The 25,360-nt window shown below is 74.7% G+C and carries 19 protein-coding genes; 9 read left to right on the top strand and 10 right to left on the bottom strand.

The features are described from left to right. Positions 1-83: 83 nt before the first annotated feature. The 4 genes from ABZ234_RS20980 to map all read right to left on the bottom strand — a co-directional run bounded on the left by ABZ234_RS20980 (position 84) and on the right by map (position 4,651). Positions 84-1,013 (bottom strand): LD-carboxypeptidase, encoded by a 930-nt coding sequence (locus ABZ234_RS20980; protein ID WP_267950296.1) that lies wholly within the window; start codon positions 1,011-1,013, stop codon positions 84-86. 287 nt (positions 1,014-1,300) lie between these two features. Next, positions 1,301-2,686: a M20/M25/M40 family metallo-hydrolase gene (locus ABZ234_RS20975; RefSeq protein WP_344179870.1), complete on the bottom strand. Its 1,386-nt coding sequence runs from the start codon at positions 2,684-2,686 to the stop codon at positions 1,301-1,303. A 76-nt stretch (positions 2,687-2,762) separates the two neighbouring features. Next, complete coding sequence (locus ABZ234_RS20970; RefSeq protein WP_355013167.1) at positions 2,763-3,596, bottom strand: M55 family metallopeptidase; 834 nt, start codon at positions 3,594-3,596, stop codon at positions 2,763-2,765. A gap of 203 nt (positions 3,597-3,799) precedes the next feature. Beyond that, complete coding sequence (gene map, locus ABZ234_RS20965) at positions 3,800-4,651, bottom strand: type I methionyl aminopeptidase (protein WP_267948828.1); 852 nt, start codon at positions 4,649-4,651, stop codon at positions 3,800-3,802. A gap of 124 nt (positions 4,652-4,775) precedes the next feature. Here map and ABZ234_RS20960 point away from each other — a divergent pair, with 124 nt between their 5' ends. Continuing rightward, positions 4,776-4,973 carry a hypothetical protein gene (locus ABZ234_RS20960; RefSeq protein ID WP_267948829.1) on the top strand — a complete coding sequence of 66 codons (198 nt, stop codon included), beginning with the start codon at positions 4,776-4,778 and terminating at the stop codon, positions 4,971-4,973. A gap of 45 nt (positions 4,974-5,018) precedes the next feature. Beyond that, positions 5,019-5,714, top strand: a complete 696-nt coding sequence (gene npdG / locus ABZ234_RS20955) for an NADPH-dependent F420 reductase (RefSeq protein WP_267948830.1) — start codon at positions 5,019-5,021, stop codon at positions 5,712-5,714. 63 nt (positions 5,715-5,777) lie between these two features. On the opposite strand, the gene ABZ234_RS20950 is transcribed toward npdG, so the two are convergent. From ABZ234_RS20950 to panB, 3 genes are all read right to left on the bottom strand, one after another. Further along, entirely contained in the window at positions 5,778-6,818 is a 1,041-nt protein-coding gene (locus ABZ234_RS20950) for an LLM class F420-dependent oxidoreductase (protein ID WP_267948831.1), read from the bottom strand. A gap of 169 nt (positions 6,819-6,987) precedes the next feature. Beyond that, positions 6,988-7,869 carry a sulfurtransferase gene (locus tag ABZ234_RS20945; protein ID WP_355013166.1) on the bottom strand — a complete coding sequence of 294 codons (882 nt, stop codon included), beginning with the start codon at positions 7,867-7,869 and terminating at the stop codon, positions 6,988-6,990. A gap of 218 nt (positions 7,870-8,087) precedes the next feature. After that, positions 8,088-8,942, bottom strand: a complete 855-nt coding sequence (gene panB / locus ABZ234_RS20940; RefSeq protein ID WP_355013165.1) for a 3-methyl-2-oxobutanoate hydroxymethyltransferase — start codon at positions 8,940-8,942, stop codon at positions 8,088-8,090. Between the two features lie 411 nt (positions 8,943-9,353). On the opposite strand from panB, the gene ABZ234_RS20935 reads away from it, so the two are divergent. The 4 genes from ABZ234_RS20935 to ABZ234_RS20920 all read left to right on the top strand — a co-directional run bounded on the left by ABZ234_RS20935 (position 9,354) and on the right by ABZ234_RS20920 (position 16,362). Further along, a complete protein-coding gene (locus ABZ234_RS20935; RefSeq protein ID WP_355013164.1) occupies positions 9,354-10,940 on the top strand; it encodes an MFS transporter in 1,587 nt (528 codons plus the stop codon). A gap of 102 nt (positions 10,941-11,042) precedes the next feature. Further along, positions 11,043-11,498, top strand: a complete 456-nt coding sequence (locus tag ABZ234_RS20930; RefSeq protein ID WP_267948835.1) for an Rrf2 family transcriptional regulator — start codon at positions 11,043-11,045, stop codon at positions 11,496-11,498. A gap of 564 nt (positions 11,499-12,062) precedes the next feature. Then, positions 12,063-13,235 (top strand): globin domain-containing protein, encoded by a 1,173-nt coding sequence (locus ABZ234_RS20925; RefSeq protein ID WP_355013163.1) that lies wholly within the window; start codon positions 12,063-12,065, stop codon positions 13,233-13,235. Positions 13,236-13,353: 118 nt separating this feature from the next. Further along, complete coding sequence (locus ABZ234_RS20920) at positions 13,354-16,362, top strand: AAA family ATPase (protein ID WP_355013162.1); 3,009 nt, start codon at positions 13,354-13,356, stop codon at positions 16,360-16,362. A gap of 230 nt (positions 16,363-16,592) precedes the next feature. Here ABZ234_RS20920 and ABZ234_RS20915 read toward each other — a convergent pair whose 3' ends face one another. The 3 genes from ABZ234_RS20915 to ABZ234_RS20905 all read right to left on the bottom strand — a co-directional run bounded on the left by ABZ234_RS20915 (position 16,593) and on the right by ABZ234_RS20905 (position 21,667). Further along, the gene (locus ABZ234_RS20915) at positions 16,593-17,954 is read right to left on the bottom strand and encodes a glutamine synthetase family protein (RefSeq protein WP_267948838.1); all 1,362 of its coding nucleotides are present in this window, start codon (positions 17,952-17,954) and stop codon (positions 16,593-16,595) included. 303 nt (positions 17,955-18,257) lie between these two features. Beyond that, the gene (locus ABZ234_RS20910) at positions 18,258-21,275 is read right to left on the bottom strand and encodes an AAA family ATPase (RefSeq protein WP_355013161.1); all 3,018 of its coding nucleotides are present in this window, start codon (positions 21,273-21,275) and stop codon (positions 18,258-18,260) included. Between the two features lie 212 nt (positions 21,276-21,487). Then, positions 21,488-21,667 carry a hypothetical protein gene (locus ABZ234_RS20905; protein ID WP_267948840.1) on the bottom strand — a complete coding sequence of 60 codons (180 nt, stop codon included), beginning with the start codon at positions 21,665-21,667 and terminating at the stop codon, positions 21,488-21,490. 264 nt (positions 21,668-21,931) lie between these two features. Between ABZ234_RS20905 and ABZ234_RS20900 the strand changes: the two genes are divergently transcribed. From ABZ234_RS20900 to ABZ234_RS20890, 3 genes are all read left to right on the top strand, one after another. Continuing rightward, positions 21,932-22,579, top strand: a complete 648-nt coding sequence (locus ABZ234_RS20900) for a hypothetical protein (RefSeq protein WP_267948841.1) — start codon at positions 21,932-21,934, stop codon at positions 22,577-22,579. 88 nt (positions 22,580-22,667) lie between these two features. Then, positions 22,668-23,006: a hypothetical protein gene (locus ABZ234_RS20895; protein WP_267948842.1), complete on the top strand. Its 339-nt coding sequence runs from the start codon at positions 22,668-22,670 to the stop codon at positions 23,004-23,006. 412 nt (positions 23,007-23,418) lie between these two features. Then, the gene (locus tag ABZ234_RS20890; RefSeq protein ID WP_355013160.1) at positions 23,419-25,215 is read left to right on the top strand and encodes an alpha-amylase family glycosyl hydrolase; all 1,797 of its coding nucleotides are present in this window, start codon (positions 23,419-23,421) and stop codon (positions 25,213-25,215) included. The last annotated feature ends 145 nt before the right edge of the window (positions 25,216-25,360 follow it).

Here is a 25,360-nt window from a genome sequence, read left to right as displayed (position 1 = left end):
GCGCGGCCGGCGCACCCGCACACCGCCGTCACACCGCCGGGAGGACGACGTGGCGGGGCGCGCCGCACCGGCCGCCCCGCGTGTCACGCCAGGCCGGGCACGTCCAGCTCAAGACTGCCGGCCCCGGTGTCGAGCACCGCGGGTACCCCGAGCGGGACGGTCAGCTGGGCCGCGCAGTGGCCGAACTCCAGACCCCACAGCACCGGGACCCCCAGGGGCTCCAGGCGCTCCCGCATCAGGTCGGCGATCACCCCCGGGTCCGGCGGGCAGTCGGTCCACGTGCCCAGCGCGACCCCGGCCACCCCGTCCATCCACCCGGTGCGCAGGAGGTGGGTGAGCATCCGGTCGAGCCGGGCCACGTCCTCGCCGACGTCCTCCAGGACCAGGATCCCCCCGGAGGCCGACAGGCGGCTGTGCGGTGTCGCCAGGCCGTCGTTGAGCAGGCTGAGGTTCCCGCCGAACGTCACGCCCCGGGCCCGCCCCGGCACCAGCGCGTACGCTCCCGGCGAGGTCAGCACGGTGCGGTGCTCGGGGCGGAACAGGGTCGTGCGCAGCTCGTCCTGGGCCACCGCGTCGCCCACGAAGTACTTGGTGCCCACCACCGGCCCGTGCACCGTCGCCACGCCCAGCTCGACGGCGAACGCCTCGTGCAGCGCCGTGATGTCGCTGAACCCGACCAGCGCCTTGGGCGCGGCACGCCTCATGGCGTCGAAGTCCAGCAGGTCCAGCGTCCGGTGCGCCCCGTCGCCGCCGCGCACGCAGAACACCGCGTCCACGTCCGGGTCGCACCAGGCCTCCTGGAGGTCGGCGGCCCGGGTCGCGTCCTCCCCGGCGAGGTAGGGGAGCCGCGGGTGCCGGTCGCGCACGTGCGGGGCGTGCCCCACCTCCAGGCCCCAGCCGCGCAGCACCTCCGTGGCCGCGTCCAGCTGCGCCGCGGGGACGGGACTGCACGGTGCGACCAGGCGCACCCGGCCGCCCTCGCGCAGGCGCGGCGGCCGGACCAGCTCCCGCACCCCCCGGCGCTCCCCGGACGGCGCCCCCGAGACCCGGCCGCCCGGATCCGGACGCCCCTCCACCACGGTGCCGAACCCGTCCAGCTCCTCGCCCACCCCGGTCACTTCGCCCACGTCCCACCCTCCGTCGTCCGTGTCCCCACCGCACCGCGCACGGGCGCGGCACGCACCCGCCCGTCCCGTCGTCCGGGGCCGGGCGCCCCGGCGGGGCGCCCGGCCGGCCCTCTCCGCCGGACCGGGTCCCCCCAGCATGTCCGGCGCGCGCGCTCCGCGTCGCGACGGCTCGCTCAGGCGCGCAGGAACGTGTCCAGCGCGCGCACCCCGAACCGCAGCCCGTCCACCGGGACGCGCTCGTCCACCCCGTGCAGCAGCTTGGTGTAGTCGAGCCCGGCGGGCTGCGCCAGAGGGGAGAAGCCGTAGCAGTCGATGCCCAGCCGGGAGAACACCTTGGCGTCCGTGCCGCCGGCCAGGCACACCGGCACCACGTGGGCGCCGGGGTCGTGGGCCAGCAGCGCGGAGCGCAGGGCCCCGAACACCGGCGAGTCCACGGGCGCGTCCACCGGGGGCGAACCGTGGGCGTACTCCCAGGACACGCGGTCGCCGGTGAGCTCGCTCATGGTGACCGCGAACTGGTCCTCGGCCCCCGGCAGGACCCTCCCGTCCACGGCGGCGGTGGCCTCCCCGGGCACCACGTTGACCTTGTACCCGGCCGAGAGCATGGTGGGGGCCGCGCTGTTGCGCGTGGTCGGGCCGATGAGCCCCCCGGCCACGCCCAACCGGGAGACCAGCGCGTCCAGGGCCTCGGCGGTGTCGGTGTCGCCGGGGGTCCTGTCCACCCCCAGCGCCGACGCGATCGCGTCGATCGACGCCCGGGTGACCGGTGTCAGGTGCAGCGGCCACTCGTGCCGGTCGATGCGGGCGATCGCCTCCGCCAGCGCGCCGACCGCGTTGTCGCGGGGCGGGCGGGAGCCGTGGCCCGCGGTCCCCTTGGCCCGCAGGGTCAGCCAGGCGCTGCCGCGCTCGGCCGCTCCCACGGGGTAGAGGCGGACGGGGCGCCCGTCCGCGTCGCGGGCGTGGACGGTCTCCCCGCCGCCCTCGCCGATCCCCGCGGAGCAGCCCTCGAACAGGCCGGGGTGCTCGCGCACCAGGTGGTCGGCGCCGTAGGCGGCGCTGTCCTCCTCGTCGGCGACGAACGCCAGCACGATGTCGCGGCGGGGCCGCAGCCCGTGCCGGGCCCAGTGGCGTACGACGGCGGTGACCATGGCGATCGTGTTCTTCATGTCCACCGCGCCGCGTCCCCAGAGGGCGGGCACGCCCGTGACCGGGCAGTCGGCGACCTCCCCCGAGAAGGGCGGGACGGTCCAGTCGGAGGCCTCGGCGGGCACGACGTCCAGGTGGCCGTGGACCAGCAGGGCGGGTGCGCCGGGGTCGGTGCCCGGGACGCGGGCGACCACGTTGGAGCGCCGGGGGGCGGCCTCCAGGAGGACCGGGTCCAGCCCCGCGTCCGCCAGGGCCTCGGCGGTGAACTCGGCGGAGGCGCGTTCGTCGCCGTCGCCGCCGCCGCGGTTGGTGGAGTCGCGGCGGATGAGCTCGCGGGCCAGGTGGAGGGCGTCGTCGCCGGCCGCGGCGAGAGCGTCGGTGCTGTCTGGGGAGGGTGTGACGGGGTGGCCCACGGGCGCGGCCTCGCTCTCGGTGCGGTGGTGCGGACAGGGGACGACCGCGTACCCGGCGGCGGTCCCCGCCACAGTTCTACCCGTAGTGGGCTTCCATCGCATTCGATATCAGCGTGGTCACCGCCTTGAAGCACCGGATCATCTCGTAGGCGTCGGGCGAGGTGTACCGGACACGCCGGACCCCGGTGCGGGTGACGCCCGGCACGATGGCGGCGGCCTGGGCGAGGTGCGCGGAGTCCACCTCGACCTCGACGGCCCTGGGGGAGGGGGCGGCCGGCTCCACCCGCCCGGCCAGCAGCATGGCGCCGCGGGCCCCCGCCCTGATGTCCCGCGCGGTCCGCGCGGGCGGACGGCAGCGGGCGGCGTACCGGCTGATGTGGTCCTTGACCGCGACCGTGCGCGCGAACGGAGCGTAGGAGGCGGCGTCCTCGCAGGCGCGGTCGTCCCCCGTCACGAGGATGACGGGGGTGCCGTACTCGGCGACGACGGCGGCGTTGAGGCGGCCCTCGCCGGCCGGTTCGCCGTCCAGCCACACACCGGTCACCGCGTTGGGCAGGTAGGTGTGGGCGAGCACGCCCTCGTCGCCGGCGCCGCAGTGGTACCCGAGGAAGACCACGCCGTCGCAGTCCCCCGACTGCACGCCCTCGACCATCGAGAGCTCCTTGTGGCGCCCGGTGATCATGGTGGCCTCGCCGTTCAGCTCCTCCAGCAGGAGGTTGCGCATGGTGGAGTGCGCCTCGTTGACGAGCACCTCGGTCGCGCCGCCCTCGAACAGCCCCTCCACCGCGGCGTTCACGTCGCTGGTGAACATGGACCTGCAGCGCTGCCACTGCTCGGTGCCGGGTTCGACGTCGGCGGGCCAGGTGACGCCGGTGGCGCCCTCCATGTCGGCGGAGATGAGAATCTTCACCCGGACGACACTACGCCCCGGCCCGGCGGGAGATCCACAGGCGCGGGGTCACCCTTGCGACACGGGGCCGGGCCCCGCGGCGTCCGACGCACGGGGCGCCGAGGCGCGGGCCGCGCGCCGGACGGGCCGGTGCACCGGGGCGCGCCGCGGGAGGACGAACGGGCCCCGGAGCGGCGCTCCGGGGCCCCGTGGACGCCGCGCGCCTACGGCAGGGTGAGGATCTCCGTGCCGGTCTCGGTGACCACCAGGGTGTGCTCGAACTGGGCGGTCCACCTGCGGTCGGCGGTGACGGCGGTCCAGCCGTCGTCCCACATGTCGTACTCCACGCCGCCGAGCGTGATCATCGGCTCGATCGTGAAGGTCATCCCCGGCACCATCACGGTGTCCGCGCGCGGGTCGTCGTAGTGCGGGACCACCAGGCCCGAGTGGAACTCGGGTCCCACGCCGTGGCCGGTGAAGTCGCGGACCACGCCGTAGCCGAACCGCTTGGCGTACGACTCGATGACGCGGCCGATCACGTTGATCCGGCGGCCCGGCCGGCACGCCTTGACGGCGCGCATGGTCGCCTCCCTGGTCCGCTCGACCAGGAGCCGGTTCTCCTCCGACACGTTTCCGGCGAGGAAGGTGGCGTTGGTGTCGCCGTGCACGCCGTCCTTGTACGCGGTGATGTCGATGTTGACGATGTCCCCGTCGGACACCTCGGTGTCGTCCGGGATGCCGTGGCAGATCACCTCGTTGAGGGACGAGCACAGCGACTTCGGGTAGCCCTTGTATCCGAGCGTGCTGGGATAGGCCCCGTGGTCCAGCAGGAACTCGTGGCCGACCCGGTCCAGCTCGTCCGTGGTCACCCCCGGCCGGACGTGCCTGCCGACCTCCTCCAGGGCCTGCGCCGCGATCCTGCCCGCCACCCGCATCCGCTCGATCGTCTCGGGCGTCTGCACGTCGCCCAGAACGCCCTCCACCGGGTACTTCTGACCGACGTACTCCGGGCGGACGATGGAGGGGGGAACCGAACGTTGGGGCGAGATGCGCCCAGGCACCAGCGGAGTAGTCATGGAGACTGATTGTAGTTCGTGGGCGCGCCCTCCCGGCGTCGGCGAGGCGCCGGCCGGTGGTGTGAGGAGCACCCCACTCCGGGTAGACCCGCGACGAGGACAGAGCGACAGGAGGCGGACGCGCGTGAGCGACGTACAGGACGACGGCTGGTGGTACTGCCTGACCCACAACAGGGTCGAGCACGGCGCGGGGTGCCCGAACCGGGAGAGGATGGGCCCGTACCCCGACGAGGCCACGGCGGCCCGGGCGCTGTCGATCGCGGCCGACCGCAACGAGGAGTGGGACGCCCAGGACGAGCGCGAGGCGGACGGCGGTTCGTGAAGGGTCCGCGGGCCCTGGCGGCGGCGCCTCTGACAGGATCGGGCCATGACTGAAGAGAGCACGCCCGAGAGCGCTGACACCGCCGGGCAGACCATCGCGGTCCTGGGCGGGACCGGCGACCAGGGGCGCGGCCTGGCACGCCGGTTCGCGCTGGCGGGCCACACCGTCGTCATCGGGTCCCGCAGCGCGGAGCGGGCGCAGAAGGCCGCGCGCGAGCTGGTGGAGGGGGAGTCCGCGCGGATCGACGTCCGCGGACTGGACAACGCCGCCGCAGCCGCGGCGGGCGACATCGTCATCGTCGCCGTGCCGTGGGACGGGCACAGGGAGCTGCTGGAGGGCCTGGTCGAACCCCTCGCGGGCAAGATCGTGGTCGACTGCGTCAACCCGCTCGGGTTCGACGAGAGGGGCCCGTACGCGCTCGAGGTCGCCGAGGGCAGCGCGGCCGAGCAGGCGGCCCGGATCCTGGAGGGGAGCCGGGTCACGGCCGCCTTCCACCACGTGTCGGCGGTGGTGCTGCTCGACCCCGGGGTCGAGCAGGTGGACCTCGACGTCCTGGTGCTGGGCGAGGACCGCGCCGCCACCGACGAGGTGCGCGCCCTGGCCGGGCGGATCCCCGGCGTGCGCGGGGTCTTCGGCGGGCGTCTGCGCAACGCCCACCAGGTCGAGGCGCTCACCGCCAACCTGATCGCGGTCAACCGCCGGTACAAGACCCACGCGGGCCTGCGTATCACCGGTCTGTGAACCCCGTGCGCGCGTCGGGGCCGCGGGGAGGCGCTCCCCGCGGCCCCGGACCGGGGGAACGGCTCAGGAGAGCCAGTCCTTGACCTTCCCGACCAGGGCGGCCGGGTCGCCGCCGACGGGGGTGACGTTGAGCTGGGTGACGCCCGCGGCGCGGAAGGCCTCCACACGCTCGCGCACGTAGGACTCGGGGCCGACCAGGTTGGTCAGCTCCACGAACTCCTCGGGCACGGCCGCGGCGGCCTCGTCCTTCCTGCCGTCCAGGTACAGGTCCTGGATCCGCTCGGCCGCCTCCTCGTAGCCGTAGCGGCGGGCGACCGTGTTGTAGAAGTTCTTCCCCTTGGCGCCCATGCCGCCGACGTACAGCGCGATCATGGGGCGCACGAGGTCGAGCAGCTTCCGGGTGTCCTCGTCCTCGCCGATGGCGAGCAGGCCCCCGGCGGTGATCTCCAGCCCGCCCAGGGAGGGGTCCCGCTTCGCCCGCCCCTCGGCCAGGGCCTCGCCCCACACCAGGTCGGCCTTCTCGGGGATGAACAGGTGGGGGAGCCAGCCGTCGGCGATCTCGGCGGTCATCGCCACGTTCTTCACGCCCAGCGAGGCCACGTGGACGGGGATGTCCGGGCGCCGGGGATGGTTGATGATCTTGAGGGGCTTGCCCAGCCCGGTGCCCTTCTCCGGCGGCAGCGGGATCTGGAAGACGGAGCCGTCGTGGGTGAGGCGGTCCTCGCGCGCCCAGACCCTGCGGCAGATCTCGATGGTCTCGCGGGTGCGGGCGAGGGGCCTGGTGTAGGGGACGCCGTGGAAGCCCTCGACGACCTGCGGCCCGCTGGCCCCCAGGCCGAGGACGGCCCGTCCGCCGGAGAGGTCGTCGAGCCCGGCGGCGGTCATCGCGATGAGGGTGGGAGTGCGGGTGTACATCGGCAGGATGGCCGAACCGATCGCCACGGTCTCGGTGCGGGCGGCGATGTACCCCATCAGGGTGGGGCTGTCGAACCCGTAGGCCTCGGCGACCCACACGGTGTCGAGCCCGGCCCTCTCCAGCTCGACCACCCGGTCGACGGAGGCCTTGGGGTCACCCGCGTACTGGAGCGGCATCGAGATGCGCATGTGTGTCCTCCCGGGAGGGCCGGACCCCGGCCCGTGTGGGTGCTGGGTACGGGAGCAACTCTACTGCCGAGTACCGTTCAGCCTGTGGTCCGGCCCACACCCCTGCGACCCCTCCGGGGAGGCGCCCCCGGCCGCCGCCGGCCGGGGTCCCGGCCGGCGGCGGGGGCGGTCAGCGGGGGGAGTCGCCGGTGACCAGCGGCAGGGACGGGTCGGCGGCCCACGCGGTCATCGAGCCGTCGTAGACGGCGACGTCCTCGCGGCCGACGAGCGCGAGCGCGTGCGCGACCCCCGTGGCCGCGATGCCCCCGCCGCAGTACGTGACCGGGGTGACCCCGGGGTCGAGGAGGCCCGCGCCGTCGAAGAGGGCGCGCAGCTCCTCCACCGGCCTGAGCCTGCCGGTCTCCGGGTCGAGGACCTCGCCGACCGGCAGGTTGACGCTGCCGGGGATGTGGCCGTCGCGCGCGTAGGTGTGCTTGTCGCCCCTGTAGGTCTCCGGGTCGAGCACGTTGACCAGCACCGTCCTCCGGTCGTCGAGGGCCGCGGCCACCTCCTCGGTGGAGCGCAGCAGCTCGGGGCGCCGCTCGGCCTGGAAGGCCATGGGGACCGGGGTGGGGGTGGGCTCGTCCGTGACCGGCAGGCCGGCGGCCTTCCAGGCGCGCAGCCCGCCGTCGAGGACCACCGCGCCGTCGAAGCCCTCCAGGCGCAGCTGCCACCAGAGGCGGGTCGCCCAGAACCCGGTGCTCCGGTCGTAGACCACGACCGTGCGGCCGGGCCCGATCCCCAGTGCGCCAGCGCTGACCGCGAACTTCTCCGAGGGCGGCACGGTCCACGGCGCGGGGTCCCCGGTGTCCGCGAAGTCGGTGGTCAGGTCGGCGAAGAGGGCGCCCGGGATGTGCTCGGCCTCGAAGCCCGGCCGGCCCGACTCCACCGTGTAGGGGCCCTCGTCGGGAACGGACAGGAGGGTGGTGGAGTCGACGACGACGAGGCCCTTGTCGTCCAGGTGGTCGGAGAGCCACTCCACGCTGACGGTGGGTGCGGTGTGTTCTGTCATGGTGCGTACCCCTGTATCCGAGAAGTCCGTTCAGGAACGCATGCTATCCGGCGGGTGGCGAAAGCCCTGGTGGCGGTGGTCACCGGGGCCGCGCCGGCCGCGCGGACCACCGCCGCGCCCCGTACGGGGGACCGCCGGCCGGGGTGCGTGCACCCCGGCCGGCGGCCGTCGTCTCCTCGCCGGCGCCCCTACCGGGACGCCGGTCCTGCGCTCCCCGCTCAGCTCGCGTAGGAGTGGCGCTCCTCCGGGAAGGCCCCGCTGACGACCTCGTCCGCGTAGGCCGAGGCCGCGTCGCGCAGCGTCTCGTGCAGGTTGGCGTAGGTCTTGACGAACTTCGCCACCTTCGGGCTCAGCCCGGCCATGTCCTGCCACACCAGCACCTGGGCGTCGGTGGACGGACCCGCGCCGATGCCGACGGTCGGGATGGAGAGCTGCTCGGTGACCTGCGCGGCCACCTCGGCGGGCACGCACTCCAGGACGACCGCGAACGCCCCCGAGCGCTCCATCTCCTTGGCGTCCTTGAGCAGCCCGGCGGCGGCCTCGCCGCGGCCCTGGACCCTGTACCCGCCCAGCGTGTTGACCGACTGCGGGGTCAGGCCCAGGTGCGCCATCACCGGGATCCCGGCGGACACCAGCAGTTCCACCTGGGGTGCGACCGCGCGGCCGCCCTCCAGCTTCACCGCCTGGGCCCGCCCCTCCTTCATGAACCGCGACGCCGACTCCAGCGCCTGCTGGGGGGAGGACTGGTAGGAGCCGAACGGCAGGTCGGCGACCACCAGTGCCCGCCGGGTCGAACGGGACACGGCGGCGGTCAGGGGGACCAGTTCGTCCACGGTGACCGGGACGGTCGTGTCGTAGCCGTAGACGACGTTCGCGGCCGAGTCGCCGACGAGCAGCACCGGGATCCCGGCCTCGTCGAAGACCCGGGCGGTGAGGGCGTCGTAGGCGGTCAGCATGGGCCAGCGCTCGCCGCGGACCTTGGCGGAGGCCAGGTCGCGGACGGTGACGCGGCGGCTGGTGACGCCGCCGTACAGGGCGTTGCCCGCGGGCGGGGTGTTGGCTGTGATGGTCATGGCGTGTTCTTCCTCCGTCGTCTCGAAGCACCTCGGCGGGTGTCCCCGGACATGTGGACGAATGATGGTCCGCGCTCGCGCGCGTGAGGGCCGTGGGGCCCCGGTGCGGCCCTCGTGGAGGGGGCCGGGCGGTGCGGCGCCGGTGTCCCGGAGGGCTTCCGACCGCCGTGGCCGACGGTGCGGAACCGGTTCCTGCCGCCACACGGAAGCATCATCGCATGCCTGCGACACGCGTCTCCTCGCGGGATACAACCGGATTGCGCCGCCTGCTCATTCCCTGTACCTCTTGTTGCGGAAGGGCCTGCGGGGGTGAGCCGTCATACCGGTTGCGCCACCGGGCGGGACACCGTCGGCCGCGACGGGTGCCACGGCCCGAACCGCCCATCGGGGTCCCGGCAGCGGAGGTGGCGCGTGGACGCACAGACGGCATACCGGCGAAGATGGGGCGGGCTGGCGGTCCTGGTCATCTGCCTCCTGGTGATCGTCGCGGACAACACGATCCTCAACGTGGCGCTGCGCGTGCTCTCCGACCCGGAGGCGGGTCTGGGGGCCGGCCAGTCGCAGCTGGCCTGGGCGATCAACTCCTACACGCTGGTCTTCGCGGGGCTGCTCTTCGCCTTCGGCGTGATCGGCGACCGCGTGGGGCGGCGCCGCATGATCGTGGCCGGCCTCACCGTCTTCGGGGCGGCGTCGGCCCTGTCGGCCTACTCGCAGAGCCCCGAGCAGCTCATCCTCGCCCGTGCCGCGATGGGGCTCGGCGCGTCGATGGTGACGCCGCAGACCCTGTCGGTCATCACGAACGTGTTCCCGCCCGAGCAGCGCGGACGCGCCATCGGGATCTGGGCGGGCTCGGTCGGACTCGCGATGGCGATCGGCCCCTCGGCGGGCGGACTGCTCCTGGAGAACTTCTGGTGGGGATCGATCTTCCTGATCAACGTGCCCTTCGTCGTTCTCGGACTGGCACTGGTGTTCTTCCTGATCCCGGAGTCGAGGGACGCGGACCCGGGGCGGCCCGACGTCCTCGGCGTGCTGCTGTCCATCCCCGGCCTGGTGCTCCTGATCTACGGCATCATCACCGCGGGGGAGCGGGCCTCGCTCGCGGACTGGGACGTGTGGGGCGCGCTGGCCGGAGGCGTGGCCGTGCTCGCGCTGTTCCTGGTGCACGAGTCCCGGACCGAGGACCCGTCCCTGGACGTGCGCTTCTTCCGCGACCCCCGGTTCAGCGTCTCCATCGCCACCATCATGGTGATGTTCTTCAGCATGTCGGGGATCATCTTCTTCCTGAGCTTCTACTGGCAGAGCGTCCGGGAGTTCTCGCCCTTCGCCGCGGGCCTGCTGGTGCTGCCCGCGGCCGTGGGGCAGATGGTCATGGCGCCGCTCAGCCCGACCCTGGTGCGCCGGGCGGGGCCGCGCGTGGTCGCCGCCTGCGGGGTGCTCGGGGTGTGCTCGAGCTTCGTCTTCTTCACGCAGCTGGAACCGGACACGCCGCTCCCGCTGATCATCGGCTTCTTCCTCCTCCAGTCGGGGTCGATGGCGGTCGTGCTGACACCCGCCACGGACGCGATCATGTCGTCGGTCCCGCCGGGCAAGGCCGGGGCGGCCTCCGCCGTGCAGAACACGGTCCGCCAGGTCGCGACCGCGATGGGGGTCGCGATCCTGGGGGCGGTCATCTCCTTCCGCTACCGGGCGGGGATCACCGGGAGCCTCGACCGGTTCGCGCAGGAGGAGGGCGGCGACCGGCCGGACCCCGGTGAGCTGCGCGCGGCGGGGGAGTCGATCGAGGGCACCCTGGCGCTCGCCCGCGGCGCGGGCGAGGCCGGCCGTGCGCTGGTCGGCCCCGCCAAGGAGGCGTTCATGACGGGGCTGCACACCGCCGCGACGATCTCCCTGTGCTTCGGCCTGGTCGGACTGGTGGTGGTCCTGGTCTGGATGCCCCGCGAGGCCGGCCGCCACCAGGAGGCGGACGCCCCGCGGGGCGGGGACGCCGGGGCGGGCTGAGGACGGCGCCGGGAGGGGAACCCCGTACACCCGGCCCGCGCCGGCGGGGCCGGGGGACGCCGGCCGACGCGCGGGGCGGGGCCGGTCGCCTACGTTGGGGGCATGCGCCTGACCGCCTTCACCGACGTCTCCCTGCGACTGGTCATGCGGCTCGCGGTGGCGGGGGACGGCGAGCTCCTCACCACGAGGACCGCCGCCGGCATGCTCGCCGTGCCGTACACGCACATGGCCAAGGCCGTGGCCCGCCTGTCCGGCATGGGGATCGTGGAGACGCGGCGCGGCCGCAACGGCGGGCTGCGCCTGACGGAGGAGGGGCGGCGGACCCCGGTCGGGTCGATCGTGCGCGCCCTGGAGGGCGGGGGAGACCTCGCCGGCTGCGAGGACGACCCGCCCTGCCCCCTGCGCGCGGCCTGCCGCCTGCGCGGCGCCCTGCGCGACGCGCGCGAGGCGTTCTACTCCTCCCTCGACGCCGTCACCGTGGAGGCGCTGGTGGCGCCGCCGACCCGGGACGCGCTCTCCCTGCTGCGCCCGGAACAGGCGGCCGGGCCCTCCGCCTGACCCCGGCTCGGGCGGGCCGCGTGCGCTTCCGCGCGCCCGGGGCGGGCCGGCCGTCCACAGCCCCTGGCGGAGGCCGCCCGTCCGCGGTTTCATGGATACAGGGGGTGCTCCGGCCCCGCCCGCACCGTGCTGCCCTCCCGTCACCGGCACCGCTTCTCGCCGCCGGTCCCGCCTCCCGCTCCCCGCCACCGGTCCCGACTCCCGCCACCGGTCCCGACTCCCGCCACCGGTCCCGCTCCCCGCCGGTCCCGGCTCCCGTGCCGCGTGTGGCGAAGGTCTCCGCGCGGGCGCCCCCGGTACGCCGCCGGGACCGGGACGCGACCTCCGCCCCCGGCCGGAGGGGTCCGAGGTCCCGGCAGGCACGGCCGCACGGCCCTGGCGCCGGGGCCCCTCGTGCCGCTCCCGCCCCCTCGCGCCTGCGGCGACGCGTCCTCCCGGGCCGCGGCGGGGCCCCGGAGGAGGACCCCGGGGGCAGGTCCTCCGCGGCCGGATTTAATGTGCATTTCAGATACCAATTATCTGATCCGGGAGGGTTCCACGCCTCCCGGCGAAGGAGGACGGCACATGCTCTCCACCGAGTCCGCGGCCACGGTCCGGGCCACCATCCCCGTCGTCGCCCGGTCGCTGGACACCATCACGGCCCGGTTCTACGAGACGATGCTCGGGGACCGCCCCGAACTCCTCGACGGCATGTTCAACCGGGGCAACCAGGCCTCCGGCGAGCAGCGCCGGGCCCTGGCCGGAGCGATCGCCGCCTTCGCCACCGCGCTCCTCGACCACCCGGACGAACGCCCCGACGCCCTCCTCTCCCGCATCGCCCACAAGCACGTCTCCCTCGGGGTCACCGAGGACCAGTACGCGGTCGTGCACAAGTACCTCTTCGGCGCCATCGCCCACACCCTCGGCGACGCCGCCACCCCGGAGGTCGTCTCCGCCTGGGACGAGGTGTACTGGCTCATGGCCGGGGCGCTCATCGCCCTGGAGGCCCGCCTGTACGCCGCGGCCGGGTGCGCCGGACGCGACGTCTGGCGCCCCTGGCGGGTGGCCGAGCGCCGCGAGCAGACGCCCGACACCGTCTCCCTCACCCTCGAACCCGGCTTCGGCGACCCGGTCCCCGACTTCCTGCCCGGCCAGTACGTCAGCGTCCGGGTGCGCATGCCCGACGGCGTGCACCAGGCCCGCCAGTACTCCCTGAGCGGCTGGGACGGCAGGCGCCGCCGGATCACCGTCAAGCGGCTGCGCGCCGGCGAGAACCCCGCAGGGGAGGTCTCCACCCTGCTGCACGACACCGCCGGCGCCGGCGACACCCTCATGGTGTCCGCCCCCGCGGGCGACGTCGCCCTGTCCGGGGGCGACCACCCCCTCCTGCTGGTCTCCGCCGGGATCGGCTGCACCCCGATGGTCGCCATGCTCCACCGGCTCGCCGAACAGCACAGCACCCGCCGGGTCCTCGTCCTGCACGCCGACCGCGGGCCCGCGGAGCACGCGCACCGCGACGAGACCGCCGCGCTGGTCGGCGAGCTCCCCGGGGCGAGCCTCCGGACCTGGTACGGGAGCGGCGGCGACGGGCGCATGGACCTGTCCGGGGTCGGGGTCCCCGAGGGCGCCGAGGCCTACCTGTGCGGGCCACTGCCGTTCATGCGCGACGTGCGCGCGCAGCTGCTCGGCGCCGGGGTTCCCGCACGCCGGGTCCGCTACGAGGTCTTCGGCCCCGACCTGTGGCCGGGCGCGGCCTGACCCCCGGGAGGGCGGCCCCGGTTCCGGCGCCGCCCTCCCGGGGCGCGGCGCCGGGCGGCCGTCGGCCCGGATGCGCCGCCACTGGGCGACCCACCGCGAAACCGACATACTGAACGGCATGCAGTCCCACGGCCCCTCCCCCGTCCTCGTCGGACGCGACCGCCTGCTCGCCCGCCTCGCCGGGGACGGGCGCCGCGCCCGGACACACGGCGCCCGCGCGACGCTCGTGTGCGGCGAGGCCGGGGTCGGCAAGTCCCGGCTCATCGAGGAGTACCTGGCACGCGCGGACGCGGGCCGCACAGCGGTCGGCGGCTGCCTCGAACTCGGCGCCGAAGGTGTCCCGTTCGCCCCCTTCACCACTCTGCTGCGCCACCTCGCCCGGGAGGAGGGCGCGCCGCCCTCCGCCGCCCACAGCCGGGAACTGGCCCGGCTCCTTCCCGAACTCGGCCGGGCGCCCGAGGGGGCGGACGACGGCCGCGCCCGCCTCTTCGAGTCCGTCCTGACCTTCCTGGAGGAGCGCTCCCGGCCGGGCGGACTCCTGGTCGTCGTGGAGGACCTGCACTGGGCGGACGCCTCCACGCGCGACCTGCTCGTGTTCCTCCTGCGCAACCTCGGCGACGTCCCCGTCCACCTGCTGGTCAGCGTGCGCACCGACGACATCCACCGCACCCACCCCCTGCGCGGGCTCCTCCCCGAACTCGAGCGCCTGCCCCGCGTCGGCCGCCTCGACGTCGGCCCGCTCGACCGCGACGCGGTCGCCGCCCAGGCGTCCGCGCTCCGCGGCGGGGCACTCGACCCCGCCGCCCTCGACCTCCTCCTCGAGCGCACCGGCGGCAACCCCCTGTTCGTGGAGTCGTTCCTCCACAGCCAGGACCCCACCGGAGGCCCCATCCCGGAGGGACCCCGCGGCCTCCTCCTCGCCACCGTCGAACGCCTGCCCGACACCACCCGGCGCGTCCTCGGCCTGGCCGCCACCGCGGGGGACCGGGTCGACCACCCCCTCCTGGCCGCCGTCGCCCTCAGGTCCGGTCTCACCGAGGAGCAGCTCGACGACGCACTGCGCCGCGCCGCCGACGCCCGGGTGCTGCGCGCCACCGACGACGGCTACGCCTTCCGGCACGCCCTCCTCGCGGAGGCCGTCCACACGGACCTGCTGCCCGGCGAGCGCGTCCGGGCCCACCGCCGCTACGCCGAGGCCCTCGCGCAGGGGGTGCCGGGCATGTCCGCCGCCGACGCCGCCGTCCAGCTCGCCCACCACGCCCACGCCGCCCGCGACCAGCCCCTCGCCCTGACCGCCGCCTGGCGGGCCGCAGGCCACGCGTCGAGCGCCGCCGCCCACCCCGAGCACCTGGCCCTGCTCGAACGCGTCCTGGAACTGTGGGACCTGGTCCCCGACGCCGCCTCCAGGGTCGGGGAGCCGCGCGGCGAGGTGCTGCGCCGCGCCTCCCGCGCCTCCCTGGACGCCGGGCACCCGCGCCGCGCCGTCGACCACGCCACCGACGGGCTGCGCGAACTGGGCGTCACCGGGTACCACGATCCGGGCGGTCCGCCGCCCGGGAACGCGGAGCTGATCGCCGGGCTCCGGCACGCCCGGGCCCACGCGCTCAAGGAGATGGGCAGGGACGGCGCGCTCGAGGACCTCGCGGACGCCATCGTCGTCCTGCCCCACGGCCATCCGCTCGCCGCCGCGGTCGGCTCGACCCTGGCCGCCACCCTGATGATGCGCAACCACCACGCGCAGGCCAGGCGCAGCGCGCTCCGCGGACTGGAACAGGCCCGCGCCGCCGGCGACCGCTACAGCGAGGCGGACCTCCTCGTCACCCTCGGCACCCTGTCCTCCACGGAGGAGCACGAGGCCGGGCTGCGGATGCTGGCCGACGGCATCTCCCTCGCCCGGGAGTCGGGCTTCGCCGAAGTGGAACTGCGCGGCCTGAACAACCTGGGCGGCGCGTTCCAGCGGATCGGCAGGGGGGAGGAGCACGGCCGGGTCGTCGAGGAGGGGCTGCGCCGCTGCGCGGAACTGGGCGTGGCCCGGACGCAGAGCGACCCCTTCCACCTGGGGATCGCGGTCAGGCTCGCCCACCAGGGCCGTTTCGCGGAGGCCGAGGAGCGGCTGGCGATGATCACCGGCGACACCGTGTTCATGGCGCGGGCCCGCACCCTCCGGATGAACCTCGCCCACCACCGGTGGGACCTGCGCGGGGTCCGGGAGGCGATGGAGGACTTCCGGAGGCTGCTGCCCGAGCACAGCAGCTCGCCCTCCGAGTACCTTCCCCTCCGCTTCACGGACATGCAGGTGGCGGCGGAGGAGGGGCGCTACGGCGAGGCCTTCGACCTGGCCACGGCCCAGCTCGGCCGCGGCGAGGACCACCCCTCCCCCTTCTCCGACGAGCTGTACGTGCTCGGCCTGTCCCCGGTGGGCGACACCGTCGACCTCCTGCGCGGGGAACCGGGCCGGGAGGGGGAGGTCCGCGTCCTCGCCTCAGGGCTCCGGGAGGTCTTCGACGGGTTCCCGCACGGCACCCGGCACCCGGGACTCCTCCTGTTGCGCCACCAGGTCATGGCCCAGATCGGTGAGGACCCCGGGGAGGCGCTGGCCGAGGCGGAGGCCGCGGTCTCCCTGGCCGGTGACCGGGAGGACGTGCTCACCGAGGGGCGCATCCGGCTGGTCGCCGCACGAGCCTCCCTGCGGGCCGGCGACCGGGGACGGGCGGGCGCCCACCTCGCCGTCGCCGGGCGCCTCGCCCGCCGGTACGGGCTGTGGCTGTTCGCGCGCCAGGCGCAGCGGCTGTTCCTGCGCCACGGGCTGCCCGACCCCGCGCGGCCCGCCGCGGTCGGGGCCGCCCCGGTCCCCCCGGCCCTCACCGACGGGTCGCCCCCCGGCGGGGGAGCGGGGGCGTCCGCCACCGTCGCCCCTCGCGGGGGCGGACGGCCCGCCGGTCTCACGCCGCGTGAGGCGGAGGTGCTGGCCGAGGTCGCCAAGGGGCGCACGAACCGGGAGATCGGCGAGGCGCTGTTCATCTCGGCGAAGACGGTGAGCGTGCACGTGACGAACATGATGGCCAAGCTGGGGGTGTCCAACCGCAACGCGGCGGCGGTGCGCGCCCGCGAACTCGGCCTGGGTTGACCCGGCGCCGGGCGCGGCCCGCCCCGGCGTCCCACGGGTCCGGGTCCGCCGGGGCGCGCGCGGGCGCCCGCCGGTCGGCGTCGTCCACGGGGCGGGCGTCGGCGTGGGTGGTGCGGGGCGCCGAGGGCCTTCCGGTCCGGTGGCGGATGTCGCCGTCCACACCGGTGCCGGAGGCCCTCTTCGCCTGTGACGGGAGGGGCGGGTGTCACCGACCTCCGTGGTCGTTACACCTAGAGCGTCGGCAGGTACCGCTGGAGCTCGTACGGCGTGACCTGCCGCCGGTAGGAGTTCCACTCGGCCTTCTTGTTGCGCAGGAAGAAGTCGAACACGTGCTCGCCCAGGGTCTCGGCGACCAGTTCGCTGTTCTCCATGATCCGCAGCGCCTCGTCCAGGCTCTGGGGCAGCGGCCGGATGCCCAGCGCGCGGCGCTCGGCGTCGGTCAGCGCCCAGACGTCGTCCTCCGCGCCCGGGGGCAGCTCGTAGCCCTCCTCGATGCCCTTCAGCCCGGCGGCCAGGATGACGGCGTAGGCCAGGTAGGGGTTGCAGGAGGTGTCCAGCGAGCGGATCTCGATCCGGCTGGAGTTCGACTTGCCGGGCTTGTACATGGGCACGCGCACCAGGGCCGAGCGGTTGTTGTGGCCCCAGCAGATGTACGCCGGGGCCTCGCCGCCCATCCCGGCGGAGGCCGCGGGGTCGTCCCACAGGCGCTTGTAGGAGTTGACCCACTGGTTGGTGACCGCGGTGATCTCGTCGGCGTGGCGCAGCAGGCCCGCTATGAACCCGCGGCCCACCTTGGACAGCTGGAAGTCCGCCCCGGGCTCGTAGAAGGCGTTGCGGTCGCCCTCGAACAGCGACAGGTGGGTGTGCATGCCCGAACCCGGGTACTCGGTGAACGGCTTGGGCATGAACGTCGCGTAGACGCCCTGCTCCAGCGCCACCTCCTTCATCACGAGCCGGAAGGTCATGATGTTGTCGGCCGTGGTCAGCGCGTCCGCGTACCGCAGGTCGATCTCCTGCTGCCCGGGACCGCCCTCGTGGTGGCTGAACTCCACGGAGATGCCCATGGCCTCCAGCATGTTGATGGCGTTGCGCCGGAAGTCGTGCGCGCTGTTGTGCGGGGTGTGGTCGAAGTAGCCGCCCGAGTCGTTCGGCTCGGGGAACTCGCCCATCTCGGGCATCTTCTTCAGCAGGTAGAACTCGATCTCGGGGTGCGTGTAGAACGTGAACCCCAGGTCGGAGGCCTTGCCGAGCTGTCTCTTGAGCACGTGGCGCGGGTCCGCCGGCGACGGGGAGCCGTCCGGCATCAGGATGTCGCAGTACATCCGCGCGGTGCCGTGGGGCTCGTTGCGCCAGGGCAGGACCTGGAACGTGGACGGGTCGGGCTGGGCCAGCATGTCGGCCTCGTAGACGCGGGCGAACCCCTCGATCGCCGAGCCGTCGAAGCCGATGCCCTCGGAGAAGGCGGCCTCCAGTTCGGCGGGGGAGATCGCCACGGACTTGAGGTACCCGAGCACGTCGGTGAACCACAGCCTCACGAACCGGATGTCGCGCTCCTCCAACGTGCGGAGCACGAATTCCTGCTGTCGATTCACGATCAACCTTCCTCGCTGCCGGTCGGTCCGGCGCCGGTCCGCTGCCTGCGGAGCCGGGCCGGGCACGGTGTCCCAGGGCCAGTGTGCCGTGCGGATATTTCCGGGGTATTTCCGCACACGCCAACCAGCCTGCCCGGACAGCCCCCGCACACGCATTATGACCTGTGGCGGGGGACCGGGGGCCGACGACGCACGCGCCCTTCGCCACACCGGCCCCCGCGCGCGGACCGGCCCGGCGGACGCGGGCCCGCGCAGCCCCGCGGGACACGGCCGGGACCGGTCCGGCCGCCGCCGGGGACGGCGTCAGCCCAGGCCGAGTTCGCGCAGCCGTGCCCCGGCGGCGGTGCGGTTGGGCACGCCCAGCTTGGCCAGGATGTTGGACACGTGCACGCTCGCGGTCTTGGCCGAGATGAACAGCTCACCGGCGATCTGCGCGTTCGTGCCGCCCGCCGCCAGCAGCCGCGCCACCTCGCTCTCCCGCGCGGTCAGACCCGACGGGGCGGCGGGCGGGGCGCCGCCGTCCCCCAGCGCGACCCCCATCCTCCGCGCCAGGTCCGCGGAGGCGTTGGCCAGCGGCACCGCGCCGCAGGCCTCGGCCGCCCCGTGCGCCCCACGCACCAGGCACGCCGCCCGCGGGCGGTCCCCGGCCGCCACCGCCGCCCCGGCCGCGCGCAGCCGCGCCGCGGCCAGGTGCAGCCGCATCGGCGTGGCCTCCCACGCCGCCACCGCGGTCGACCACCGCTCCAGGACCTCCCCGGGCCCCGCGCCGTCCGCCTCCCCGAGACGGGCTCGCACGGACTCCCGGTAGGCCTCCTGGGCGGTTCCGTGGGACGGCATCGACGACACCACCCCGGCCACCAGGGCGCCCACCCGGCGAGCCAGCGCGACCGTCTCCGCCGGGCGGCCGGCCACGGAGCCCGGACCGGGGGCGGTGGCCCGGCGCACGGCCTCGGACATCACGTCCGCCAGCGGCCACGTGTACCCGTGCGCCGCCTCCAGCGCCATCCGGTCCAGCGCGCTCTCCGACAGGGAGAGCGCCGCGCCGACGGAGCCCTCGACCAGGTCGGTCTCCAGCTGCGCCAGCACGGCCAGCTGCACGATGTTCATCCGGGAGCCGGTCAGCGCCCGCTCCCGCTCCGCCGCCGACGCCGCCCGGCGGGCCGCGGCCAGGTCCCCCTGCGCCGCCGCGGCCCGCGCCAGCACCGCGTCGATGTAGGTGTGGTGCGTGTTCGCGGAGCTGGTGCGCAGGATCGGCTCGACGATCCTCCTGGCCTCGGCCAGGTTGCCCAGCTCGAAGTGGATCTCGGCCCGGTTCTGGTGGTTGAACGTCTTGTGGACCGAGGCCCAGCCCATCGCCTCGTGGCGGGCCAGGGACTCCTCCAGGACCGCCAGCCCCTCCGTGTGGTGGCCCAGCTCCCGGAGGAAGTGCGCGAGGTTGCCCGCTCCGCGCGCCTCCAGGGAGGGGTCCGAGGTCGCCGCGCCGTGGCGGATGCCCGCCTCGATGAGCGGGCGCCCCCGTTCCAGGTCCCCCGCCTGCATGTGGAGGCCGCCCAGGGTGATGCGCGCGTCGGCCGCCGCGCTCATGTCGCAGGACCGGGACGGGTCGGCCAGGGCGAGGGCCTTCTCGGCCAGGCCCCGGGAGGTCCACCCGGCCCGCTCCAGCTCGCGCAGGCGCACCCGGTCGGGGCCCTCCTCCCGGTCGATCCTGTGGAGCGCGGTCTCCCGGGCGAGGATGGACAGCAGCAGGGCGTACCCGGGCATGTGGGGCGGATGGAGCTCCAGGGCCCGGGTCAGGTCCGCGATGCCCCCGCCGCGGGCCTCCTGGGAGCGCGCCATGCCCCGGCGGCGCAGCAGCTGCGCCCGCACGGCCCGCGTCGCGTCGCCGTCGCCGTCCTCGGGCAGGGAGGCCAGGGCCTCGTCGGCGAGTTCGACGGCGCGCCGGTGGCGTCCCGCCTCCACCGCGGCGCCGGCGGCCAGGCCGACCACCTCCGCCCAGCTCCTGCCCTGCACCCGCTCGCGGGCGTCCGGGACCCGGTCCCACAGGGCCAGGACGCGTTCGAGCATGGCCAGCTCCTCGCCGTAGGCGAGGGTGTCGCCGGCGCGCACCGCCGCCCACCAGGACGCCTGGAGGGCGCTGGGCAGCTCCTGGGCGGCGTTGTAGTGGTGCGCCTGCTCGGCGGCGCGGCGGTCGGACGGGACGGAGTCGGGGTACTCGTCGATGAGCTGGGCGAAGCGCATGTGCAGCCGGGCGTGGGGGCCGGGGAGGATCTCCTCGTGCACGGCGTCGCGCAGGAGGGCGTGCCGGAACCGGTAGCCGGTCCGGTCCGCGCGCAGCACGTTGGAGTCGACCAGGGTGTGCAGGGCGGCCTCCAGCTCCCGCTCGGGGAGTCCGGCCGCGTGGTGGAGCATCTCGTGCTCGACGAGGCCCGACACGGCGCCGACCGAGGCCACCCGCAGGACCGACAGGGCGGTGGCGTCCAAGCGGTGGAGCGGTTCCAGGAGCAGGTCGCGGAACTGGTCGGGCACCTCCGGCCCCTCGCCGGACCGGTCGACCGCCGCCGAGGCCAGCGCCTCGACGAACAGGGGCACCCCCTCGGTGCGCCGGTACAGCTCGTCCGTCTCGTGGGGCGTGAGGGCGGAGCCCCGTATCGCGGCGGCCTGGGCCCCGACCTCGGCGCGGCTGAGCGGCCCCAGCCGCAGCGGCTCGACGCCCGGCGCGCGCTGGAGTTCGGGGAGGAGGCGGCGGAGGGGGTGGCTGCGGTGGAGGTCGTCGCTGCGGTAGGTGGCGATGATCTGGACGCCGGGGAGGTCGAGGTTGCGGACCAGGAAGACGAGGAGGTCGCGGGTGGCGTGGTCCGACCAGTGCAGGTCCTCCAGGACGACGGTGACCCCGCCGCCCTCCGCCGCGCGGTCGAGCAGGCGCAGGACCTGCTCGAAGAGGATGCCGCGGTTCTCCGGGCGCTGGACCGGCACGTCGCCCAGCTCGGGGAGGAGGCGGGCGAACTCGCCGAGGCCCCCGGGCGCCGCGGCCTCGAAGGCGGCCCGTCCGCGTTCGCGCAGCAGCTGGCGCAGGACCGCGGTGAAGGGCGCGTAGGACAGGCCGTCCACGCCGAGCTGGAGGCAGCCGCCCGTGAACACCGTCCCCGGGGGGAGGGCCGAGACGAACTCGCCGACCAGGCGGCTCTTGCCGACGCCCGCGTCGCCGCCGACCAGGACCATGCCCGACGCCTCGCCGTGGCAGCGCGCGGCGTGGTCGCGGAGGAGCCGGAGCTCGGGCTCACGGCCGACGAAGACGGTACTGATATCGGCAAGTAGGGGCATATCGCCCATTATGTCGAGCGCAGGTGACTCTTCCAGGGGTTTTCGCCCGGGCGGGACCACCGGCGCCGTCCGCCCGGGAGACCCGTCCCGCGTTCCGCGGCCGGCGGGCCCCGCGCCGCCGTGCGGGGCCGGCCGGGAAAGGGCGGCGGCCCCGGGAGGACCCGGGGCCGCAGGGGCGGGAGCGGTCGCCGGCGGGTTCGGGGACCCCACGGTCAGGCCGCCCGGCCGTAGCGCCGGCGGGCGCGGAGGAGGCCGCCCCGGCGGCGCTCCTCCCGGCGCCGGGCGCGCAGCTCGGCCCGGGCGCTCAGCGCGGCGCGGACGTCGGCCATCTCGCGGACGCGCTGCTCCGTCATCATCCGGGCGTTGGCAGCGAGCAGTTCACTGTGGAACATCGTGTGTCCTCTCCCCGTCGGCGCGGACCCCGTGTCCCGCCGTCCTGGTGTCCACGATCGTCCTAAGAGCCGCTCCGGGGCATCGGGAGGATGCCCCGTCCCGCGGCCGGGTTCCGCCCGGGCGCACCCGGAACGGGCTAAGACGCCCCTTCCGACCCGGGACGGGAAGAAGACCGCCCGCCCGGGGCGTGTCACCGCACGCGTTCCGGCGGTCACCCGTAGTTGTCTAGTGCTGTCGGATCGCGAACACACAGGAGGCACGGGATGGCTCGGCTCGTTCGGGGAAGCAGTCGGAGCACGGTGTCCGGATGGGGAGGCGCGTTCGCGGCGGGGCTGGTGGCGGTCGGCCTGGCCGCCGCGCCCGCGTCCGCGGAGGAGAACCCCCGGGGGCTGCCCGGGTCGGCCCCCGGGGAGGAGGGGCGGATGCCCCTGGTGGGGCTGTCGGTGGTGGTGGGCGACGAGCCGGCCAACCCGGGCGAGGAGGTCACCCTGCGCACGACCGTGGCCAACAGCGACGGCGACCCGGTCCGGGGCGCGCTGCTCGCCCAGCACTTCCCGGAGGAGCTGGAGGTCCTGGAGGTCGACGGCGGGGGGTCGGCCGACCAGGGCATCGTGAACTGGCGGGTGGAGGTCCCGGCGGGGGAGGAGGCCGTGTACACGGTGCGGGCCCGGGTGGCGGAGGGGGCCGTGCCCGACAAGAGGGTGATGAGCACGGCCTGCCTGCTGCTCGACCGCGACGCGGACCCGGCCGCGTGCGCCAGCAACACGGTGGTCGTCACCGAGGTCACGGCGATGTCCCGGGTCTCGGAGTACGTCGGCCGGGAGTGGCTGCTCAGGTCGGTGGGGGCGGCCCTGGTGGTGGGGCTGGCCTGGCTGATGTGGCGGCGGAGGGGGGTTCTGCGCAGGGGGTGAGCCGAGGGGGAGGCCGGGCGCCGGTTTTGTTACGTCGGTGTGTCATCAAACCGGAATCTAAAACTACGGCTCGTAGTAGTGTATGGCCATGGACATCCTCTACTCCGCGCTCGTCTTCCTCCACATGCTCGGCCTGGCCGGCATCATCGCGGGCTTCCTCATGCAGCTCATGACCGACAACGCCAAGGCGCCCAAGGTCCTGCTGCACAGCTCGCTGCTCCAGTTCGTCACCGGACTGCTCCTCGTGGGGGTCGCCGAGATGGCCGACCTCTCCGAGCTGGACCACGTCAAGATCGCCGTCAAGCTGGTCGTCGCCCTCGCCGTCGTGGTGCTGGGCGTCCTGAACCTGCGCAAGCCCGCCAGGAACCTCGCGATCGTCGCGGGCGTGCTCGCCGTCGTCAACATCGGCGTGGCCGTCTTCTGGTAGCGCCTCCCCGCGCAGAACCTCCGGGGGTGGCTCCCGTAGGCCGTCCGGGGGGAGCCGGTGGCGGTACGGATCCCGCGATCCGCACCGTCACCGGTTTTTTGTGCGTGTCTTTCGGTAACCTTGCAGAATTTTTCTGTCGTCGTCCGCACACGGACGGTGCCGCATCCGTCCAGCTCACGGTGCGGGGCCGGGTGGCGACGGCAGTGGTCGCCGCACGTCATCGGCCTCGTCGTCGCACGTCAGTGCGGAGATCGTCGCTCTGGGTGAGGGGAGGGTTCCGGCCGAAACCAGCTGTTCACAAGGACGGGTCGTTCTGTTAGCTTCGTCACTCCCATGCAAGAACTTGCAAATACTGCAAGGGCATGGCGGCAGGGCTCGACGGCCCCGCCGCGCACCCCCCCAAGGAGCGCACATGAGTACACGAGGCCCCGGCGCAGCAGCCGCGGCGGTCCTGCTGGGAGCCGGCCTGCTGACCGCCCCCGGCCCGATCGACCCCCCGCCGGCCCAGGCCGCGCCCGCCCCCGCCGCGGAGGCGGACAGCGGTGAGACCGTCGTCCACCTGTTCCAGTGGAGCTGGGACGCCGTCGCCGCCGAGTGCGAGGACTTCCTCGGACCGAACGGCTTCGGCGCCGTCCAGGTCTCCCCGCCCCAGGAGCACGTCGTCATCCCCTTCGCCGAGGGAGGGAACCACCCCTGGTGGCAGGACTACCAGCCCACCTCGTACAGCATCGGCAACACCCGCCGCGGCACCGCCGAGGAGTTCGCCGCGATGGTCTCCACCTGCCGCGACAGCGGCGTGAGGATCTACGCCGACGCGATCGTCAACCACATGACCGGTGACGGGTCCGGGACCGGCAGCAACGGGACGCGGTGGGCCAAGTACGACCACCCCGACCTGTTCGGCGACGGCTCCGCCGCCTTCGGGGACGGCGACTTCAGCCCCTGCCGCGAGGACATCGCGGACTGGGGGAACAAGGAGGAGATCCAGAACTGCCAGCTCCTGGGCCTGGCCGACCTCGACACCGGCAGCCCCCACGTCCGGGCCCAGATCACCCGCTACCTCAACGGACTGGTCGGCCTCGGCGTGGCCGGCTTCCGGGTGGACGCCTCCAAGCACGTCCCCGAGGAGGACATCGGCGCGATCTTCGGCGGTCTGGACGATGTCCCCGGGTTCGGCGGGCGGCCGCGCGTCTACCACGAGGTCTACGGCGACGCCACGATCCCCTACACCGCCTACACGCCCTACGGCCAGGTCACCAACTTCGACTACAAGCGCGACGTGTCCCGGAGGTTCGCCGGGGGCGACATCGCCGGGCTGACCGCGATGCCCGAGTACGGGGGGCTCTCCTCCGACCAGGCCGTCGTGTTCATCGACAACCACGACACCCAGCGCTACGAGCCCACGCTCACCCACAAGGACGGCGACCGCTACCACCTCGCCACGGCCTTCATGCTCGCCCACCCCTACGGCACCCCCGTGGTGATGTCGAGCTACGCCTTCGGCGACAACGAGACCGAGGGACCGCCCAGCGTCGGGACGGTGGAGGGCAACCCCGCCGGATGGATCACCGAGGACGCCGACTGCGCCTCCGCCGACTGGGTCTGCGAGCACCGCGACGGCACCGTCGCCGGCATGGCGGCCTTCCGCAACGCGGTCGGCGACGCCCCGCTGGCCGAGAGGGCGCGGGACGGCTCGTCCCGGGTGGCCTTCGACCGGGGCGGCAGCGGATTCGCCGCCTTCAACGCCTCCGGCCAGGCCTGGGACCTGAACGCCGCGACCGGCCTGCCCGACGGGACCTACGACAACGCCGCGGGCGAGGGCTCCGTCACCGTCGCCGGCGGCCGCGTCACCGCACGGGTGCCCGCGGACGGCGCCGTGGCCCTCCACGTCGGCGGGGAGTGCGACGACCCCGACGGCTGCGGCGGCACCGACCCGGGAGAACCCGGCGGGACCCTCACCGCGACGGTCGACACCCGGCCGGGCCAGGTGGTGCACGTCGTCGGCGAGACCCCCGGACTCGGCTCGTGGAACCCCGCTGACGGGGTCGCCCTGGCGGACGGGGGCGACGGCACCTGGTCCGGAGCCGTCGCGCTGGAGGCCGACACCGAGTGGAAGCTCGTCAAGGTCGACGGCGGGGGCCAGGTGGAGTGGGAGCCCGGTGGGAACCGGGTCGGCCCCGCCACCGCCGTCACGTGGGGAACGCGCTGACCCCTCCGCCCGAGCCCGGGCACCGGCCCGCTCCCGGGGGCCCTTTCCGCACCGCCGGGCGGCGTCCCGCGGGACCCTCGCGGCTCGGCTAGTGTCCGGCCCGTGCCCGAATCGGTTGACGTGGCCGCCTAGCGGCGGCCGACCC

The organism is Nocardiopsis sp. NPDC006198 (assembly GCF_040613895.1).
In the GTDB taxonomy this organism is placed as follows: domain Bacteria; phylum Actinomycetota; class Actinomycetes; order Streptosporangiales; family Streptosporangiaceae; genus Nocardiopsis; species Nocardiopsis tropica.
Note: the sequence above shows the minus strand (reverse complement) of the source record. Positions and strands in the feature narration are given on the sequence as shown.

What these genes read in the sequence shown, in the direction of transcription:
- map (WP_267948828.1), bottom strand. Translation starts at nt 4,651, where the DNA reads ATGACTACTCCGCTGGTGCCTGGGCGCATCTCGCCCCAACGTTCGGTT.
- npdG (WP_267948830.1), top strand. Translation starts at nt 5,019, where the DNA reads ATGACTGAAGAGAGCACGCCCGAGAGCGCTGACACCGCCGGGCAGACC.
- ABZ234_RS20950 (WP_267948831.1), bottom strand. Translation starts at nt 6,818, where the DNA reads ATGCGCATCTCGATGCCGCTCCAGTACGCGGGTGACCCCAAGGCCTCC.
- ABZ234_RS20945 (WP_355013166.1), bottom strand. Translation starts at nt 7,869, where the DNA reads ATGACAGAACACACCGCACCCACCGTCAGCGTGGAGTGGCTCTCCGAC.
- panB (WP_355013165.1), bottom strand. Translation starts at nt 8,942, where the DNA reads ATGACCATCACAGCCAACACCCCGCCCGCGGGCAACGCCCTGTACGGC.
- ABZ234_RS20930 (WP_267948835.1), top strand. Translation starts at nt 11,043, where the DNA reads ATGCGCCTGACCGCCTTCACCGACGTCTCCCTGCGACTGGTCATGCGG.
- ABZ234_RS20925 (WP_355013163.1), top strand. Translation starts at nt 12,063, where the DNA reads ATGCTCTCCACCGAGTCCGCGGCCACGGTCCGGGCCACCATCCCCGTC.
- ABZ234_RS20920 (WP_355013162.1), top strand. Translation starts at nt 13,354, where the DNA reads ATGCAGTCCCACGGCCCCTCCCCCGTCCTCGTCGGACGCGACCGCCTG.
- ABZ234_RS20910 (WP_355013161.1), bottom strand. Translation starts at nt 21,275, where the DNA reads ATGCCCCTACTTGCCGATATCAGTACCGTCTTCGTCGGCCGTGAGCCC.
- ABZ234_RS20905 (WP_267948840.1), bottom strand. Translation starts at nt 21,667, where the DNA reads ATGTTCCACAGTGAACTGCTCGCTGCCAACGCCCGGATGATGACGGAG.
- ABZ234_RS20900 (WP_267948841.1), top strand. Translation starts at nt 21,932, where the DNA reads ATGGCTCGGCTCGTTCGGGGAAGCAGTCGGAGCACGGTGTCCGGATGG.
- ABZ234_RS20895 (WP_267948842.1), top strand. Translation starts at nt 22,668, where the DNA reads ATGGACATCCTCTACTCCGCGCTCGTCTTCCTCCACATGCTCGGCCTG.
- ABZ234_RS20890 (WP_355013160.1), top strand. Translation starts at nt 23,419, where the DNA reads ATGAGTACACGAGGCCCCGGCGCAGCAGCCGCGGCGGTCCTGCTGGGA.